The following is a 17,818-nucleotide window of genomic DNA, read 5'->3' as shown; positions in this document are numbered from 1 at the left end:
CACCGAGGAGTTGAGCTTTCTGGGTGAGGTGTCCTGCGTCCCGTTGCAGCAGGCGCTTCGCCACCTCCAGGCGGCGTTCGCCTGCTTCTTCGCCAAACGGGCCAGATACCCGGTGTTCAAGTCCCGCAAGAAGTCCCGCCTGAGCGCCGAGTACACCCGTTCGGCGTTCCGCCGGCGCGACGGCCGGTTGACGCTGGCGAAGATGAACCTGCCGCTGGACATCGTCTGGTCGCGCCCCCTTCCCGAAGGCGCGCAGCCGTCCACCGTGACCGTGACCAAGGACGCGGCCGGACGCTGGTTCGTGTCCATCCTGGTCGAGGAGAAGATCTCCCCACTGCCCCCGGCAGAGGCTCGGGTGGGGGTGAATGCGGACATCACCGCTCTGGTCACGCTGTCGACCGGAGAGAAGATCACCAACCCCGGGCACGAGCGGGCCGACCGCAGGCGGCTGGCCCGCGCTCAGCGGGCGCTGGCCCGCAAGGAGAAAGGCTCGGCCAACCGGGCCAAGGCCCGGCTGAAGGTGGCCCGGGTGTATGCGCGGATCGCCGACCGCAGACGCGATTTCCTGCACAAGGTCAGCACACGGCTTGTTCGCGAGAACCAAACGATCGCCGTGGAAGACCTGACCATCCGCACCATGGTCAAGAACCACAGCCTGGCCCGCGCCATCTCCGACGCCTCCTGGCGGGAGCTGCGCGGCATGCTGGAGTACAAATCGGCCTGGTACGGGCGGACCCTCGTGGTGGTCGACCGCTGGTTCCCCTCCTCCAAGCTGTGCTCGGCCTGCGGCGCCGTCACCGACACGATGCCGTTGAACGTCCGGACCTGGGTATGCGCCTGCGGCGTATCCCATGACCGGGACGTGAACGCGGCCAAGAACATCCTCGCCGCCGGGCTGGCGGAGAGCTGAAACGCCTGTGGAGCCGGCGTAAGACCTCAAGGGAAGTCCCCTTTCCTGGCGGGCGGCTGGCGGTGAAGCAGGAAACCTCACCCGTGAGGGTGGGAATCCCCCTCGTTTACGAGGGGGAGGAGGTCAACTGGTGCCCGTGCCCCCCTCGCTCATCAGCCTCTCGACCGCCTCGTAGTCACCGGCGCCGGCGAAAAGCAGGGCGATGGCCTTGCGGTACTCGCGGACGATCCCCGTATAGACCTCGGTGAAGTAGGTGTTGCCGTGCTTCAGGCTCTTGTAGAGGGTTTCCCCGGCCTCCCAGTCGTCCGTGCCGGCGTAGGTCACCTGGGTCTCCTCTGACAGGTGCCGGAGAGATCCAGGTGTCGCCCCAATGAGCCGCTCGAGGTCTCGCTCGAGGTCCTTCGCGATGTTCTTCAACCTGTCGGCGCTGAACTTGATCTCGTCCTGCTTGGGGTTCAGCCCAGGCCAGCTCTGCTGCGTCGGTCCCTCGCGTGGCTCCGCCATATCACACCTCCAGTTCGATCAACGAGCCTAGTAGTCCCAAGCCCAAGTCGTACAGAAAAGGGACATTGCTCCCAGCAGATTCGGGGCACAAGCCCTGTCACTTCTATGCTGTCCTGTAAGTCGCGCTTCTCCCTCCTCCCGCGAAATGGAGTGGCATGCAGACCCGGAAGGACCTCTATCAGGCGCATCGGCTGATGATGCAGCGCCTCGGCATGGCGTTGCTGCAGGCCGAGCCAGATGTGCCTGAGTCACCGATGCGACGGCACACGGTGGCGCTGTTCTGCGGGCTGATCATCGCCGCCCTGGTGACCGCGGGGTTCGGCATCTGGGGGCTGCTCAAACCCGGCGGGGCGACGAAGCTGACCGATCCGGGCCAGTTGCTGGTCGAGGAGGAGAGCGGGGCCAAGTACGTCTACAGCGAGCAGGAGAAGCAGCTGCTGCCGGTCGCCAACTACGTCTCCGCGCGGCTGCTGCTCGACACCTCCGACGTCAAGGTGCGCAACGTGTCGGCGGCCTCGCTGGCCGGATTCGCCCGGGGCCCGTATGTGGGCATCCCCGGCGCGCCCGACTCACTCCCGGTCAAGGAGAAGCTGGTCAAGGGGCCGTGGTCGGTCTGCGTGGGCCAGACGACCGACGCGTCCGGGGTAGTGCAGACTTACGTCACGCTGGTGGGCGGCTTCGAGGTAGGCGGCGCGCCGGTCGGCAACGGCGCGATGGTCGTCACCGACGAGCAGCAACAGGGCTGGGTGATCTGGGCCGACCAGAAGATGAAGGTCGGCCCCGAGGGGATCAACGCGCTCGGCGCCACCGTCCTCAGGAAGGTGCCCGCCGCCTGGATCAACGCCATCCCGACCGGGCGCGACTTCCGCGGGCCCTCGATCCCTAACCGCGGGAAGGTGGTGCGGGGGCCGACCGGGCGGGCCGCGCGGGTGGGCCAGATCTTCATGTCACCCGGCATGGCGGGCAGCGCGGACCGGTGGTACGTGCTCGCCCAGGACGGTCTCGCGCCGATCACCGTCACGCAGGCGACGCTGATGCGCAACGACCCGGCCAGCAAGAAGGCGTACGGGCGGCGGCCGGTCGTGCCCATCGAGATCGACGCCGCGACGGCCAACGCCATGCCGTCCAAGCTGCAGATCCTCGGCGGAGGGCTGCCCTCGACGATGCCGAAGGTGATCACGCCGTCGACCGAGTCCCCGCTGTGCGCGGTCTACGCGGGGACGCAGACGGGCTCGACGCGCGCGAAGATCACCAGTGGCGGCAGGATCGCCATCCCGATCCCCCGGGCGATCGGGAGCCAGGAACACTTCGACCAGATTCTGCTGCCACCCGGCGGAGCGGCGGTGGCCGGGCTGCTGCCGGGTGACGGGCAGTTGGCGGCGATCAACACGTACTACCTGGTCAGTGACCAGAACTGGCTCTATCCTCTGCAGTCGGCGGCCCAACTGGAGACCTTCGGATACGACGCCTCGTCCGTCGCCCCGATCCCGGCCCAGCTGCTGCACATGATCCCGCAGGGACCCCGGCTCGACCCGGCGGCGGCACGTACCCCGATCAAGGTCAACTGACGGCGTCCGCCGATCCGGCGATCGCGTCGAAGGAAGGGGCCCCGAGCCGTTCAGGCGAGATTGGGAATGTCCGTATTCGGCGTGGGCGCGCCGGTAGTCGGGTCGTTGGCGAGCTTGAGGTTCTGGTAGCGCATGCCGGCCTTCATGTCCTGGAACTTCATCCCCTGCTCAGCGGTCAGCGTATGGATGCCCAGATAAAGGAAGCCCGCCACCATGGCGAATTTCAACAGATGGGGGCGTAGTCCCTTGATGCTGGTCCACAGGGCCTGCAGGCTGGCGGTGACCGTCGCCCGGACTGCGGCGGCGGTCACCGGATGCACCTTGCTGGCGATACTGGCCACTCCCATGGCCATCATCGCCGTTCCGACCGCGAGCACGACCCATGAGAGGCCGTTGTAGTACTTCGCACTGGAACCGAGCAGGTTTCCCATCCCGACGCGATGCTGACCGAGCTCCTCGGTTTCCTTGACGAAGTTCTTGAGCATCGGTCTGACGATCTCAGCGGTTCCGCCCTCCCAATCGGCGACTGTCTCCAGGCGCTCGGCCAGACTTGTCACCGACTTCTGGAGGGCTGCCAGCTCCGTGTTCGTCTGCCACTTCTCTTTCGCCTCGGTCATCGTGTCGGGATTCGCCACGAGGGTCCAGAGAAATGACGCGATGTAGAAACCGACGGGCTGTCCGATCAGCGCCGCGCCGGCCGTGGCCAGCGTCGCCCCGGTGATGAAGCGTTCTCTACCGCCGTAGTCCATGTCACGTGTCCTCGTGCTGGAGCACCGCCGGCGCCACGTCCTCGTCCGCGCCCCAGTCGCCTTCGTCCCCGCGTAGCAGGTCGGAGGCGGAGCCCTCCTTCTCCCTGTCTCCTCCCGCGCCCATGGGCGCCATCGGCATGAAGGGCATGCCGCCCATACCGCCAAGGCCGTTGGCGCCCTTCGCGAGACCGGGAACCTGACCACCGGCTCCCATTCCGCCAGTGCCCATACCCGTGCTCGTGCCCGTGCCCGGCGAACCGGTGGTCACTCGGCCAGGGTCCATCGTTGGGGCGCCCTCCGGAAAGCGGGCCTGCTGGATCTGCGCGGCGGACGGATCGTAGCCGGAGAGGTCCGTCTTGGTGGGATCAGGAATGTTGGGGTTGGCCAGGTTGGGGTTCGTGAGGTTGGGGTTCGTGAGATCGGGGTTCGTGAGGTTCGGATTGGTGAGGTTCGGGTTCGTGAGGTTGGGATTCGTCAGGTTGGGGTTCGTGAGGTTCGGGTTAGTGAGGTTCGGATTGGTGAGGTTCGGGTTCGTGAGGTTGGGATTCGTCAGGTTGGGGTTCGTGAGATCGGGGTTCGTGAGGTTCGGGTTCGTGAAGTTCGGATCGGTGAAATTCGGGTTCGTGAGGTTGGGGGTGCGCGAGTTCAAACCACCGAGATCGGGAGGGGTGATATTCGGCAGGTTCCCGCCGAGGTTGTCGATCGGAGGCTGGTCGTCGTCCGACTTCGTGTACTTGCGATCCGATGTCACGAACGTGGTCTCCCAGGACTCCAGGACCTCTTTGGCGACCTTCAGCACCTTGGCCTGCTCAGTACGGGCGTCGGTGTGCTTGCCGTTCAGCTTCATGAGGTACAAGCCGTATCCGGGCCACGCGAGGTCGGTGCCGTTGGTTCTGCCCATGATCGTGTCCACCTGATCGCGGTCCCCCTGGAGGGACTTGCTGGTTTCCTCGATCATGCCCTTTCTGAACTGCACGCCGGACGAGGGCTGGAGGTTGTACCTCGATACGTCATCCGAATACGAAGAGCCATTGCCCATTGCCCCACCCCTTTGTATGCCGCCGTGTACCGCCTGTACGCGATCAGCCGATACGTGGTTCCGTCACCACGTGCGCCGAGGCCCAGACGTCACGCTCCTCCGAAAGATTCGTTCCGGTTTCGACGCCTTCTTCCGAAGTGCCGCCACCCATGCCCATCGGCATGAGGGGGGGCATCCCGGTGCCGGCACCCGGGGATCTCCCAGAGCTCGTGGGACCACCGCCGGCGGAGCCCCCGAACGATCCCGGAGCGCCGAGAACCGACGGAACGCTGGGCGTGCTGCCGGTCGGAGCCGGGATGAACGTGGTGGGCGCCGTCGTGGTGCCCATGTGCGGGGCGCCCGTGTAGGGAGTGCCGATGTACGGGCTGGCCGTGGTCGTCGCCTGCGGGGTGAAGCTCGCGACCTCGGTGTGCCGGGGATCGTCCCGGCCGATCACGGAAGGCACGGCGTTGTCGGTGAGGCCGGTCTGGTGCTGGGTGGTGGCCGTGTTCGGGCCCGTGCCGTTCGTACTTCCCGGACCCGTCGCCTCGGAGCCCGGGCCGTTCGATCCGCTGTCGCCGGGTCCCGCCGGGTCGGTGCCGGTCGGGTCCGTGCCGGTCGGATCTGAGCCGGTCGGGTCGCCGCCACCGGGTCCTGAGCCGGACCCGTTGGAGCCATTGCCCCTGGAGCCCTCGGCAGGCGAGTACGGATCGCCGTTGGCCGACTGGCCGACGACGGTGTAGGGCCCTCCCGAGCCGGCCGGCAGGTCGGTGAGCACGACGGGCCGCTGGCTCGGCCCGCCGCCTCCGGGGATCGTCACGGTGGGCAGCTCGTACGACACGTCCATCGGGACGTTGAAGTCGAGCACCTCGACGATCTTCTGGTTCAGCTCGCGCATCACCTTCTGCGCCTGAACGTTCTCCTCGGCCTTATGAGCCTGGATGAAGGCCTTCTCGGCAGCGATGGAGTCGTTGGTCGGCGCCGGGATGTCGACGGAGATGTTCTGGACCTTCGCGAGGGACTCGGGCAACTTCTCGGCGTAGATGCCGAGGGCTTCGTCCATGAGCTTCATCTTCGACGACAGCTCCACGCCACTCGCGTGCATGAGCTGCATGGCCTTCTGGACCTGGGCGGCCGTCGGCCCCTTCCACACCTTGGCGAGCCGGTCGGCGTGCTCGGAGAGCGCGGTGACGGCCCGGTCGATCGCCTGGGCGGCGCTCCCGTAGGCGGACCCGGCGCCGCTGATGTCGCCCGGTTTGGTGTTGCTCAGAAGTCGCTCGATCTCCGCCTTCGGGGCTGGGACCGTCTCCCCTTGGGGGGTCGCCTCGAAGGAGCGGATGATGAGGACCTTGCGCTCCTTACCCACGATGACCTTCCTCAGCCCTCACGGCCGCCCTCGTTCTGGCTGTTCGTTCCGGCGTACACGTCGGCGTTCGCCTCGATGGCCCTGATCACTCGATCGAAGGCGTTGGCGAAGTCGGTGTACGCCTGGAGGAACTTCGCACCGGCGCTGTTCTCGCCGATGGTCTTGGTGAACGCCTGCGCGTCGTCCCACTGGCCTATCTGCGCCTCGGACAGCTGACACTCGTTCTGAAGTCGCCGGACGTGGTGGTCGAGACTGCCCCCTCCACCCGACGATCCGGCGAAGGCGGACGCCAACTCGCGCGCGACCGCCCGCATCTGGGTGACCGAGTACTCCACAGGCGCACCGCCGTCGAGCCCCGGCCAGTTCGGATCTATGTTGAGCGGGTCCTGGCCGCCTTCCATAGCCTCTTTTGTCGTCATCTCGCCCCGTGAAAGACGTGGTCTCGGCCACCGCTCACAGGCGATGACCGAGTTGGCGGGTTCGGCCTAGTTCTCCCACAGTCGGCGGTTGTAGTTCTCCGCCTGCTGGTAGTTCTGGTTGGCGAGCCCGACCGCGTTGGCGGCCTGGTTCAGCTGGTTGCCCATCTCCTTCTCCTGGGCGTCCCAGTAGGCACGGTGCTGGTCGAAGAAGGACTTGGCACCGTTGCCGTCGCCGTCCACCCAGTGCTCCTGCAGCTCGCGCTGGATGTCCGCGTAGAGCTGGTCGGTGATCCGGTCGAGCTCGGTCACCACCCTGAGCAGGCCCTCCTGCGCGGCCTGCATCTGGACGAAGTTGACCTTCGTGAAGTCGTGCACGCGACCGTCGGCCACAGCGATCTCCATTCAGTGTGGGTTGAAGAAAGTACGGCCCTAGGCCTTCACGTTGATGAGCGCGTCGACCGCGTTCGTGTTGGCCTCGACACCGCTGAGGCCGATGTTGTGCGAGTCGGCCTCAGCCTTGCTGTAGATCCCCGCACCCACGTTGAGGTTGTCGTAGATCTTCTCGAGGTCCTGGATGATCCGCTTGCAGATCACGTCCCAGGTGTCCATGTGCTGCCGGTACTTCACGGCCGCGGTGCCTTCCCACCCGGAGGCCACGCCCGAGGCGGTGAGCTCCTGCACGGTGGTGGCGACTCCCTTACGCAGGCCTTCGATGTTCTGTGCGGCGGCCTCGACATACCGGGCCGCGTTCTGGAGCTGAGCTGGGCTGGCGCCAAAAAGTGACACAGCGTTTCCTCTCCTGAGTTCTGAGCCTGTGCTTCCCCCTCGTCAAGCTCATACGCAACGGAGGGCATGATCGGCACGAATGCCATCAAAGAACACGGTAACCATCACCCGCAACATGACTAACAAGTACGTAGGTCACTTATAGATAACAAATAGGCGACTTTTCAGGAAACGTGCAGGTAGGTCGCCTGGCGTCTGTTGACGGGCAGTGTGGAATCCGAGTTAACAGGTCCTAGCGGTTTGCCCCGGTTCGCTGTGATCGTCCATGGTTTGGTCTAGCGTTTGCGATCAGCGTGGGGCGAAGGAGATCGCGATGAGTGAGCAGGACGTCGACAGCCTGATCAACTGGGGCTCGACCGTCGGCCCGGCCCAGTCCGAGGTCGCCACCACCGGCGCGCCCAGCGAGATCCTCGCCGACGACGTCGTGATCGTCGATCCCGCCGCTCTGCGCGACTCCCAGACGGCGGAGCCCGCCCAGACGGCCGAGCCCACCGCGCTGACCGAGGCCGGCCCGGCGGACACCGACGACGTGGCGGAGGACGCCGACGACGGCGCCGACGATCACGAGCCCGGCTTCGTCGACCCGCAGGCCGCGGAGGGCGATCCGGAGTGGGAGCCGTCCGACCGCGAGGGCGAGGACCCCCCGGACGACGAGCCGGCCGATCAGGATCAGCCCACCGACGGCGCCGACGGCGCCGACGATGACGACACCGACGACTCGCAGGACCCCGACCAGGGGGAGCCCGGAGACCCGACCGATCCTGGAGGCTCCGGAGACCCCACTGACCCCGGAGGGTCCGGAGACCCGACCGACCCCGGAGGGTCCGGAGACCCCACTGACCCCGGAGGGTCCGGAGACCCGACCGACCCCGGAGGCTCCGGAGACCCCACTGACCCCGGCGACGGTGGAAACACCGGAAAGCCCGGCGACCCCGATCCCTCCGAGCAACCGCCCGAAGTGCCGAAAGTCCCAGACGACACCGGAAAATCGGATACACCGGCAGTCCCTGGGAACGGCAACGGCTCGGGCGGCGGATCGCCCACCAGCCCAACGAAACCCACCAGCCCATCGAACAAGGGCACCGGTGCCGGCGCCAATCCCGGCCCTGTCACCGGCAACGGTGACAATCGGGACAAGACAGCCAACGGCCAGGACATCGACAACGTCGCCTACGCCATCATCAACAAGGTCACACCGCATGTGAACGATGCCTTCAAGGCCGCCAACGGCAACAGTGCCGACTTCTACGTGTTCGGCATCGCCGGCCTTCCTCTCGGCCTGGGTAACGACAAGGTCAGGTCCGCCCACTCCGACTACCTGGTCGAGGGCGTCCACATGCTCACGAAGTGGGGCACCAAGCTGAAGAAGACCTCGGCCGTCTGGAAAGAGGCGGACGACCAGAGCACGGCCAAGGAGGACTGAGCACCCATGGATAGCGGCTTCCTGATGTACGCGTCCGCTGTCGCCCTCAGCGGCTTCGCGGCCACCCTGGTGCCGGGGGTCGCGTCCTGGTCCATCCCCGTCACCATCGGCCTGCTGGCCAACAGTCCCGGCGCGATGGCGAAGCTCGCCACGAACTACGAGACCGCCGCCCAGCAGTTGGCGGCGGCTCACACCGAGCTGGGCAACACCAAGAATTCCGGCTCGCCGAAGGAATGGGACGCCGCCGACAGGGACGCGTTCGACAAGAGCGTGGCCGCCTTCATGGAGCAGGTCACCAAGGCGAAGGACATCGTCCACAGCGCCGGGCAGACCATGCGGCACTCGTCCACGGCGTCGCAGGTCTGCGCCTACTTCTGCGTGACGGCGGCCGGGGTCATGCTCATGGCCGCATACGCCGCCTCCGCGGCGGCCACCGCTGGCCCCGGGGGGCTGATGAGCGGCCAGCTCGCGGCGCAGGGCGTGGCGGCGAGGGTGCTCACCGCGGTGAGCGAGGTGTTGAAGAAGCAGGGCGTCGTCTACGGGATGGCGGGCGGCACGCTGGTCATGGGCGCCGGCTGGCACCTGCTGCAGCTGCGGACCCTGCAAAACCAGGTCAACAAGCCTGAGGAGGAGATGCCGAACTTCACGCAGGTGAGCCTGAAGTGGGCCCCTGACATGTAGGCACGGCTCAGAGGTCGAGCCGGCGACGGATGCGGTCGAGCTCGCCCATCACGTCCTCGAAGGTCCGGTTGTAGGCCGCCTCGGCGCTCCTGACCTGGCTCAGCGCGGCCTCGGGGTCGTTGACGAACCGCATGGGGTTGTCCTCTTCGCCGAAGACCTCCCCCATCGCATCGCTCATCTGCCTCTGCAGATCATCGGAGGCCATCCGAATGGTCTCTTTGATCTTCTCGGCGAGCTCGCCGGAGCTCAGGCGCATCGCCTTGGGGTGGAGCTCGAGCTCCCGCAACCCCTCCGCGGCGAACTCGACCGTGACCAGGCCGTCCTCGTCCTGCGCGCGGCCGACCAGGGTCGCGACGGTCTTCTGTAGCTCTTCGACGCGGGCGAACTGCCCATCGGCGGTCTTGATGAGTTTTTCGATATCGATGTTCGCGAAATCCCCGAATTCCTGCACCGGCTACTCCATCCTCGCGGGATAAACGCCCAGCAAAGTAGCGCTTGTGGATCACATGCGCAATCTCCGGGATAAGGACGGGTTCAGATCGTTCATCAGCTCGTCCTTCGCGGCGGACGCGGCCTTCTCCGCGGCTCTGATGGCGGCCAGGATCGCGTCGGCGAGGCCCGTGGCGTCCAGCCGCCTTCTGCTCAACGGGCTGATCTCCAGGCCCACCAGGGCGCCCAGCGGGTCGGCGGTGGCCACGATCCGGCCGTCGTCGGCGTGGCCGGTGAACTCCCTGGTGCTCCACTCCTCCACCAGTTTCTCGGCCCGCTCGGCGGCGGCGAGCAGTTCGTCCAGCCTGGCCTGCGCGTCGCTGATCTCCTCCACCGCTCAATCCCCTCGCAGCACGTTCTGGACGTACGAATCCAGCGGGTCGCCTCCGGACGTCGGCGCCGCCGGACTCGCCAGGCCGTCCGCCATCTCCACCAGCCTTTCGCCCATCGCGACATGGGCGGCGACGATCGCCTCCCGAACCGCCTCGGCCAGCTCGACGTGGTCGAGGTCGCGCAGCCTCCGGGGGTCGATGGTGAGCCCGAGCAGCCGCCCGGCGCCGGACACCTCGGCCCGCACGGTCCCCGTCGAGTCGGCGCCCTCCAGCCTGGCCTCCTCCAGCTCGCCCAGCACGCCGGCCAGCGAGTCGAGCCAGGACTCCGCCTCACGCAGCAGGCCGGAGAGATCTCCGTCCCCGCCCGCTCCGAAGGCGGCGACCTCCTTCATCTCTTCTCCCTCACATTTACCGGGATCCAGTTGTCGTCGATCCGGTCCGGCGCCTCGATCGCCGGAGAGAGCCCGAGGTCACGCGGGCCCATGTCCGGGTTGCCGGACTTGTAGAACGCGCCCTTGAGGTCGTTGAGCTTCAGCTCCAGCTTGTTGAGGTCGCCCTCGTAGGAGTTGTAGACGTCGGCGAACTGCTTGACGAGGTTTCCGACCGCGCTCATGAACAGGCCGACCTGCGTCATCAGGGCGACCCTGCCGACAGGATGGGCGCTCATGGTCGTCAGCGTCCTGAGGACCGGCGCCGAGGTGGCGTACAGGCCGAACACCGACAGGTCGTACTCGAGAACCTCCTTGTACTGGCTGTGCATGCTGCCGCTCATCTCATCGGAGACCTTGCCGAGCCGGCCGTACAAGACGTCCACGTTGAAGCGGACGTACCGCTGAAGCGTGTCGACCGCCTGGCCCTTCCAGTGCGGCGAGATCTCGTCGAAGAACGAGCGCCACAGGTCGGACCTGCTTCCCTCCAGCAGGCCGGCCATCTCCTTCCAGCGTTCGCGGCGGTCGTAGAACAGGAACGGGTTGCCCAGGTTGAGCGTGGCCGCCACGTCCAGCGCCAGCGCGGCGACGCCGATCCCCGACATCGCCATCGCGGTCCTGTTGGTCTGGCGCAGCGGGTTCAGCCGGCTGATCAGCCGCTTGTAGAAGCCGGGGTCGGTGCGCGAAGGCGAGACCGTGATGGTCCGCTTGACGGTGCCGTTCGCGTTGGCGAGGTGGAGTTGCCGAGGACCGGACGGCGGCGAGTCCTGGCCGGGCACGATCAGTTTCGGCGGCTGGTTCGAGGGGGTCGTCATCGCGGTCGTCACGCCGTCTGGACGGCGCCGGCCGTTTCGGCCGCGTGGTAGTTGTCCGCCGCTCTGGACACCTTGCCGCTGTCGGTCCTGAGCATGTCGGCGAGGATGCCGGCGCTGTCGCGCCAGGTGTCGGCGATGGTGTTGAAGCGGCCGGCGAACGGCACGCCGACGATGGGGATGCCGGCCAGGGGGACCAGGTTCCAGCCTTCGAAACGAGGGGTCTGCCGCTCGACGACCTCGACGCCGTCGGCCGAGGCGCCCATGACGCCGGCGAAGCTCTTCACGTAGCCCGTATGGACGTCGTAGCCGCCCGTGGCGGGGCCGCCCGGGTGGTCGGGGTCGACCGGGCGGTGGACCGGCCTGGCGGTCGACCAGGTGGTCCCCTGGGGTCGCAGGCCCGGTGCGAGACATACGGGCGGCGGGCACCCGGGGGTGTGCGGGCACGGGCTGACCATCGCCCGCACGGAGGATGTCGTGGTCGACGGGTTCGGAGACTCGGAGGGAGACGGGCTCGCCGTGGGTTCGGGGTGCGACACCCGATCTTTCTACCGTCGATCTCCGCCCACGACCATGATCCTTTCCGTGTTTCCGCAGGTGAAGCGGGAATCTTCAACACGACTTCACGCGCGCGTCACCGGGTGCTCGACCTCACGCCATCCGCGGCGGGCGCCGGTGTGCCGTCGATCGACAGGCCGGCGTCCGCGACTCGGCCGTGCGCGTGACTCCTGCCCCGCCCCACTCGTGCCCGTGCCCCGACTCGGCCAGGCCCGGTGGCGGCTCAGCCGGACAGGCCGCGTACCCAGGAGTAGACCTCGAGCACGCCGAGCGCGAGGGGGAACAGTGCGGCGATCAGTATCAGGTCCACGATGTCACCCGCGCGCCCCCAGAACGGCGAGGGCTTGCCCGACGGCAGCCAGACGCCGAGTCCCATCGAGATCAGCGCCGCCCACAGCAGCCCGATCACCAGCACGGCGGCCATGACGCCGCCGCGGCCGACGCCCAGCGAGACCGCCAGCATCGCCAGCCCGGCCATGCCGGACAGGACGAGCCACAGCCGCTGCCCGACCCCGGCGAACACGCGGGCCCGCAGGATGACCGTCAGCGCCAGGACCACGCTCATGGTCCGGGAAAGCCAGTGACCGTCGAGCACCAGGAAGAGCTGCGTCACCGTGGCGACCAGCGAGATCCCGACGATCATGCCGGTGCCGTACTTCCTGGCCTGGACGGTGCGTTCCTTGATCGCGGGGGCGTCCAGCAGCTGGTTTTCGTTGCGCAGCTCCTCCGCGGTCGTGGGCATCGCGGGCAGTGGCAGGCGGGCGATGCGGAAGGCGAGGGTCGGGATCAGGGGGCTGAGCGCCAGCATGATGGTGGCGGTGACCGCGGCGACCCCGGCGGCGGGCAGGCCGAAGACCATCACGACGGCCGTGCCCGCCGCGCCCGCGACGGAGGCGATGGCGGTGCCGAGGAAACCCACCACCCCGTCGGCGATCAGCGTGCCCGCGAACGTGGCCACCAGCGCCGTGCAGGCCAGCGCGGCCAGCAGGCTGGGCGCGCCCGGGTCGAGCACGTTCACGGCGCTCGTGGGCGCGAGCAGCCCGCCGAGGAAGCCGTACGGCAGGGCCGCGTAGCCCGCCGGGACACCCGCCGAGGAGTCGCCCACGGCCCTGGACATGACGGCCCCGGTGATGATCAGCAGTAGGGCCAGGGCGCCCGACACGATGGCGGTCACCGTCCACGGCGGTCCCGCCAGCAGCAGGACCAGGGGGCCGACGCAGAGCAGGGCCGCGGCGGCGCCCAGGCCGAGCCGGCGCGTGTGCCGCTCCTCCCAGGTGCCCGCCCGTTCCTTGACGCCCGTGGCGACCAGGTCCGCGACGTCGTCGTACAGGGCCGGCGGCAGGGCGAGCTCGCGCGGCCGGAGGTAGAGCACTTCACCGTCGAGCACGCCGAGCGCGGCCAGGCTCTGCCCGAGGTCGAACGGCGCGCCGCCGAGCCGCTGGAGCACCCAGCCGGGACCCGCGGCGGAGTCGCCCCCGACCTCGCCCACGGCCCGCAGCAGGCCCGGCAGGACGTGCGGCAGCGGGATGTCGACCGGCAGCGCCAGGTCGGCCCGCTTGCGGGGCGCCACGATCGTCACGTGGCACAGCGGCGGAAGCGGCGCGGCCGCCTGAGGCAGAGCGCCCTGCGGTATGGGGCCGTGGTGGCCTTGAGCCAGCTGCCTCACACCTGTACTCCTTTTCCCCGTATTTCACACGACATGACGAACATATCGGGCGACAGGTGATCGCGTGCTTCTGGTAAGAAAGTCATCTGACCCCCACAGGAGGCAGTCCCAGGGTGAGCATCGTCATCGTGCGGCGCCCCGAGCGCCGGCCCAGTCCCAAGCCGCCCCGCGGCGAGATCCTGCTCGAGTCACCCCCGGAGATCCCCGAGGTCCAGGGCCAGGGGATGATGATGGTGTTGACCTACCTGCCGATGGTGGCGGGCGGCGCGGCCATGGCGCTGATGTTCACCTCGGGCGGCAACGGCAACCCGCTCATGTACGTGGCCAGCGGGCTGTTCGCCTTCTCCATGGTCGGCATGACGATCGGCCAGATGGGCCGCCAGGCCGGCGAGCGCAAGCACCGGCTCAACGGCCTGCGCCGCGACTACTTCCGCTACCTCTCCCAGGCCAGGAGGCGCTCACGCCGGGCGGCCAAGCAGCAGCGTGAGGCCCTGGAGTGGAGCGGGCCGGCTCCCGACTCCCTGTGGTGGGTCGCGATGAGCCAGCGGCTGTGGGAGCGCCGCCCGCGCGACGACGATTTCAGCACCGTACGCCTCGGCACCGGCGTGCAGAAGCTGGCCATCCAGCTCGTGCCGCCCGACTCCAAGCCGGTCGAGGACCTCGACGCGCTGTCGGCCGGGGCGCTGCGCAGGTTCGTACGGGCCCACTCCACGGTCGCCGAGCTGCCCGTGGCCGTGGCGCTCGGCTCCTTCGCCCGCATCAAGCTGAGCGGCGACCCCGGCGCCATGCGCGACCTCGTCCGGGCGATGATCGCGCAGATGACCGTCTTCCACTCCCCCGACGACATGCGGATCATGGTGTGCGCCGCCGGCGAGTGGATGCCCCACTGGGACTGGGTCAAGTGGCTGCCGCACGCCCTGCACCCCGAGCAGGTGGACGCCGCCGGTCAGGTGCGGCTCATGTCCGAGAACCTGGCCGAGCTCGACCGCCTGGTCGGCAACGACCTCAAGGAGCGGGCCCGCTTCCGGCCCGGCTCGCCCGCGGACGCCCTGCCGTACCACATCGTGATCATCGACGGCGGGCACGTGCCGCACGACTCGCAGCTCGCGTCTGACGCCATCCAGGGCGTGACCGTCATCGACCTGTCCGACAGCACCGGCGTCGTCGACGAGCAGAGCACGCTGCGGCTCGACATCCAGCCCGACGGCTTCTTCATGGTCAAGATCGACCACGCGGGCAAGCAGAGCGCCACCCGGCTGGGCGACCCGGACAAACTCGACTACCTCCGCGCCGAAGGGCTGGCCAGGCAGCTCGCACCGCTGCGCCTGTCGAGCGGCGCGGCGGGCGGCGAGGTGCAGGACGTGCTGGCCTCCAACACCACGCTGACCGAGTTGCTCGGGGTGACCGACCCGACCCTGCTCGATCCGGGACAGACCTGGCGGGCCAGGGCCGCCCGCAACAAACTGCGGGTGCCGATCGGGCTCGGCGCCGACGGCCGGATCGTCGAGCTGGACATCAAGGAGTCGGCGCAGGGCGGCATGGGCCCGCACGGCCTGGTCATCGGCGCCACCGGATCCGGCAAGAGCGAGCTGCTGCGCACGCTGGTGCTCGGCCTGGCCATCACCCACTCCTCCGAGATCCTCAACTTCGTCTTGGTCGACTTCAAGGGTGGCGCCACGTTCCTCGGCCTGGAGACCCTGTCGCACGTCTCCGCCGTCATCACCAACCTCGAGGACGAGCTGCCGCTGGTCGACCGCATGCACGACGCCCTGCACGGCGAGATGGTGCGCCGGCAGGAGCTGCTCCGCTCCGCCGGCAACTACGCCTCGCTGCGCGACTACGAGCGCGCCCGGGAGCAGGGGGCCGACCTGGCGCCGCTGCCCACCCTGTTCGTGGTGCTGGACGAGTTCAGCGAGCTGCTGACGGCCAAGCCGGAGTTCATCGAGCTGTTCGTGATGATCGGCCGGCTGGGCCGCTCGCTCGGCGTCCACCTCCTGCTGGCCTCCCAGCGCCTCGAAGAGGGACGGCTGCGCGGCCTGGACACCCACCTGTCCTACCGGATCGGCCTGCGCACCTTCTCGGCCATGGAGTCGCGCGTGGTGCTCGGCGTGGCCGACGCCTACGAGCTGCCGTCCTCGCCCGGCAACGGCTTCCTGAAGTTCGACACCACCGGCATGACGAGGTTCAAGGCCGCCTACGTCTCCGGCGCCTACCAGGGGGATCCCCGGCAGGCCGGGGCCGCCGACGGCAGCACGGCGATCCGCAGGGTGGTCGAATACACCCCGGCCTTCGCGCCCGTCCCGGTGGTGAACGAGCCGAAGGCGGAGATCACGGCGGGCGGAGACAAGAGCGGCCCGCAGATCAGCCTGCTCGACATCGTCGTGAAGCGGCTGAACGGAGCGGGTCCCGCGGCCCACCGGATCTGGCTGCCGCCGCTGAGCGACCCGCCCACTCTCACCCACCTGCTGCCGCCGCTGTCGATCACGCCGGAGCTGGGGCTGTCGACCCCGGGCTGGCCGGGGCGCGGCGGGCTGCACGCGGTGGTGGGGATCATCGACCGGCCGTTCGAGCAGCGGCGTGACCCGTTCTGGCTGGATCTGTCGGGCGCGGCCGGGCACGTCGCCGTGGCGGGCGGCACGCAGAGCGGCAAGAGCACCGTGCTGCGCACGCTGATCACCAGCATGGCGCTCACCCACACGCCGCAGGAGGTGCAGTTCTACTGCCTGGACTTCGGTGGCGGCTCCCTCGCCGCGCTCGACGGGCTGCCCCACGTCGGTGGCGTCGCGACCCGGCGGGACGCCGACCGCGTCCGCCGTACCGTCGCGGAGATCTCCAGCATCCTGCACGAACGCGAGCGGGCCTTCGGTGAGCAGCGGATCGACTCGATCTCCTCCTACCGGCGGCAGGTGGCCGACGGCGCCATCGAGGGCGACGGCTGGGGCGACATCTTCCTGGTCATCGACGGCTGGCTGACCATCAGGCAGGACTACGAAGCGCTGGAGACCGTGATCACCGACCTCGCGGCGCGTGGCCTGGGCTACGGCATCCACGTGGTGGCGGCCACCAACAAGTGGTCGGAGTTCCGGCCCGGCATCCGTGACCTGTTCGGCACCCGCGTCGAGTTCAAGCTGGGCGACGCCTACGAGTCCGAGATCAACCGCAAGGCCGCGATGGCCGTGCCGGAGGGGGTGCCCGGACGCGGCCTGACCAAGGAGGGCATGCACTTCCTGTCGGCGCTGCCGAGGATCGACGGCGTGCAGAACGCCGAGGACGCGTCGGTGGGGGTGCGCTCGCTGGTGCAGGCGGTGCGCGACGCCTGGCAGGGCCCCGCCGCGCCCGGTGTGCGGCTGCTGCCCGCGGTGCTGCCCGCCGAGACGCTGCCCGATCCCGAGCAGACGGGCCCCAAGCGCATCCCGATCGGCATCGACGAGGCCACGCTCTCGCCGGTGATGCTCGACTTCGACGCCGACCCCCACTTCATCGTGGTCGGCGACACCGAGAGCGGCAAGTCCAACCTGCTCCGGCTCATCGCGGAGGGCGTGGTCGCCAGGCAGACACCGCGCGAGGCGATGATGATCGTCATCGACTACCGCCGGGCGCTGCTCGACACCGCGGTCACCGAGCACCGCATCGGCTACGCCGCCTCCAGCTCGGCCGCGACCGAGCTGATCAACAACGCCCGCGCGGCGCTGCTCAAGCGGCTGCCACCCGCCGACCTGACACCCGAGCAGCTCCGCAGCCGCAGTTGGTGGCAGGGCTCCGACCTCTACATCGTGGTCGACGACTACGATCTGGTCGCCGGCGCGACCAACCCGCTGCTGCCCCTGACCGACCTGCTGCCCCAGGCCCGCGACATCGGCCTGCACCTGGTCCTGGGCCGCCAGATGGGCGGCGTCGGGCGGGCCATGTTCGACCCGATCATCACCAAGATCAAGGACCTGGCCAGCCCCGCGGTCATCCTGTCCGGCAACAAGGACGAGGGCTACCTGTTCGGAAACGTGCGGCCGCACCCGCTCCCGCCCGGACGGGGCTACTTCGTCGAGAGGCGCTTCGGCCCCCGCCTGACCCAGACCGCCTTCCTGCCGCCTTCGGAGCCGGGCTGAGGCCGC

General features: G+C 68.6%; 18 protein-coding genes. 5 read left to right on the top strand and 13 right to left on the bottom strand.

Annotation, left to right across the window (positions count from 1 at the left end):
• The coding region (locus tag AB0C16_RS13100) for an RNA-guided endonuclease TnpB family protein (RefSeq protein ID WP_357682065.1) at positions 1–910 on the top strand (910 nt) is incomplete at its 5' end.
• 123 nt (positions 911–1,033) lie between these two features.
• On the opposite strand, the gene AB0C16_RS13095 is transcribed toward AB0C16_RS13100, so the two are convergent.
• Positions 1,034–1,414, bottom strand: a complete 381-nt coding sequence (locus AB0C16_RS13095) for a hypothetical protein (RefSeq protein ID WP_357682063.1) — start codon at positions 1,412–1,414, stop codon at positions 1,034–1,036.
• A 155-nt stretch (positions 1,415–1,569) separates the two neighbouring features.
• Between AB0C16_RS13095 and eccB the strand changes: the two genes are divergently transcribed.
• Positions 1,570–2,982 carry a type VII secretion protein EccB gene (eccB, locus tag AB0C16_RS13090; protein ID WP_357682061.1) on the top strand — a complete coding sequence of 471 codons (1,413 nt, stop codon included), beginning with the start codon at positions 1,570–1,572 and terminating at the stop codon, positions 2,980–2,982.
• Positions 2,983–3,032: 50 nt separating this feature from the next.
• Here eccB and AB0C16_RS13085 read toward each other — a convergent pair whose 3' ends face one another.
• The 6 genes from AB0C16_RS13085 to AB0C16_RS13060 form a co-directional block, all read right to left on the bottom strand.
• Complete coding sequence (locus tag AB0C16_RS13085; RefSeq protein ID WP_357682059.1) at positions 3,033–3,731, bottom strand: hypothetical protein; 699 nt, start codon at positions 3,729–3,731, stop codon at positions 3,033–3,035.
• Position 3,732: 1 nt separating this feature from the next.
• Positions 3,733–4,689 (bottom strand): pentapeptide repeat-containing protein, encoded by a 957-nt coding sequence (locus tag AB0C16_RS13080; protein ID WP_357682058.1) that lies wholly within the window; start codon positions 4,687–4,689, stop codon positions 3,733–3,735.
• A gap of 124 nt (positions 4,690–4,813) precedes the next feature.
• Positions 4,814–6,115: a hypothetical protein gene (locus AB0C16_RS13075; protein WP_357682056.1), complete on the bottom strand. Its 1,302-nt coding sequence runs from the start codon at positions 6,113–6,115 to the stop codon at positions 4,814–4,816.
• 11 nt (positions 6,116–6,126) lie between these two features.
• Positions 6,127–6,516 (bottom strand): hypothetical protein, encoded by a 390-nt coding sequence (locus tag AB0C16_RS13070; protein WP_357682054.1) that lies wholly within the window; start codon positions 6,514–6,516, stop codon positions 6,127–6,129.
• Between the two features lie 84 nt (positions 6,517–6,600).
• Positions 6,601–6,924 (bottom strand): hypothetical protein, encoded by a 324-nt coding sequence (locus AB0C16_RS13065; protein WP_357682052.1) that lies wholly within the window; start codon positions 6,922–6,924, stop codon positions 6,601–6,603.
• 39 nt (positions 6,925–6,963) lie between these two features.
• Positions 6,964–7,320, bottom strand: a complete 357-nt coding sequence (locus tag AB0C16_RS13060) for a WXG100 family type VII secretion target (RefSeq protein WP_357682050.1) — start codon at positions 7,318–7,320, stop codon at positions 6,964–6,966.
• Positions 7,321–7,633: 313 nt separating this feature from the next.
• Between AB0C16_RS13060 and AB0C16_RS13055 the strand changes: the two genes are divergently transcribed.
• Together AB0C16_RS13055 and AB0C16_RS13050 are read left to right on the top strand one after the other, a co-directional pair.
• Positions 7,634–8,743: a hypothetical protein gene (locus tag AB0C16_RS13055; protein ID WP_357682048.1), complete on the top strand. Its 1,110-nt coding sequence runs from the start codon at positions 7,634–7,636 to the stop codon at positions 8,741–8,743.
• Positions 8,744–8,749: 6 nt separating this feature from the next.
• Positions 8,750–9,424, top strand: coding sequence for a hypothetical protein (locus AB0C16_RS13050; RefSeq protein WP_357682046.1), 675 nt, complete (start codon positions 8,750–8,752; stop codon positions 9,422–9,424).
• Between the two features lie 7 nt (positions 9,425–9,431).
• On the opposite strand, the gene AB0C16_RS13045 is transcribed toward AB0C16_RS13050, so the two are convergent.
• From AB0C16_RS13045 to eccD, 6 genes are all read right to left on the bottom strand, one after another.
• On the bottom strand, positions 9,432–9,875 hold the full coding sequence (locus AB0C16_RS13045; RefSeq protein ID WP_357682044.1) for a YbaB/EbfC family nucleoid-associated protein: 444 nt from the start codon (positions 9,873–9,875) through the stop codon (positions 9,432–9,434).
• Between the two features lie 51 nt (positions 9,876–9,926).
• The gene (locus AB0C16_RS13040) at positions 9,927–10,247 is read right to left on the bottom strand and encodes a YbaB/EbfC family nucleoid-associated protein (protein WP_357682042.1); all 321 of its coding nucleotides are present in this window, start codon (positions 10,245–10,247) and stop codon (positions 9,927–9,929) included.
• A 3-nt stretch (positions 10,248–10,250) separates the two neighbouring features.
• Positions 10,251–10,637, bottom strand: coding sequence for a YbaB/EbfC family nucleoid-associated protein (locus tag AB0C16_RS13035; protein WP_357682040.1), 387 nt, complete (start codon positions 10,635–10,637; stop codon positions 10,251–10,253).
• Positions 10,634–11,488 (bottom strand): hypothetical protein, encoded by an 855-nt coding sequence (locus tag AB0C16_RS13030; RefSeq protein ID WP_357682038.1) that lies wholly within the window; start codon positions 11,486–11,488, stop codon positions 10,634–10,636. The genes AB0C16_RS13035 and AB0C16_RS13030 overlap by 4 nt, the downstream gene beginning before the upstream one ends.
• 8 nt (positions 11,489–11,496) lie before the next feature.
• A complete protein-coding gene (locus AB0C16_RS13025; protein ID WP_357682036.1) occupies positions 11,497–11,952 on the bottom strand; it encodes a hypothetical protein in 456 nt (151 codons plus the stop codon).
• Positions 11,953–12,266: 314 nt separating this feature from the next.
• On the bottom strand, positions 12,267–13,709 hold the full coding sequence (gene eccD / locus AB0C16_RS13020; RefSeq protein ID WP_357682034.1) for a type VII secretion integral membrane protein EccD: 1,443 nt from the start codon (positions 13,707–13,709) through the stop codon (positions 12,267–12,269).
• A gap of 113 nt (positions 13,710–13,822) precedes the next feature.
• Between eccD and eccCa the strand changes: the two genes are divergently transcribed.
• The gene (eccCa, locus tag AB0C16_RS13015) at positions 13,823–17,812 is read left to right on the top strand and encodes a type VII secretion protein EccCa (protein WP_357682032.1); all 3,990 of its coding nucleotides are present in this window, start codon (positions 13,823–13,825) and stop codon (positions 17,810–17,812) included.
• Positions 17,813–17,818: the final 6 nt, after the last annotated feature.

The organism is Nonomuraea sp. NPDC048916 (assembly GCF_040649575.1).
In the GTDB taxonomy this organism is placed as follows: domain Bacteria; phylum Actinomycetota; class Actinomycetes; order Streptosporangiales; family Streptosporangiaceae; genus Nonomuraea.
This window is presented reverse-complemented; position numbering and strand designations above follow the sequence as displayed.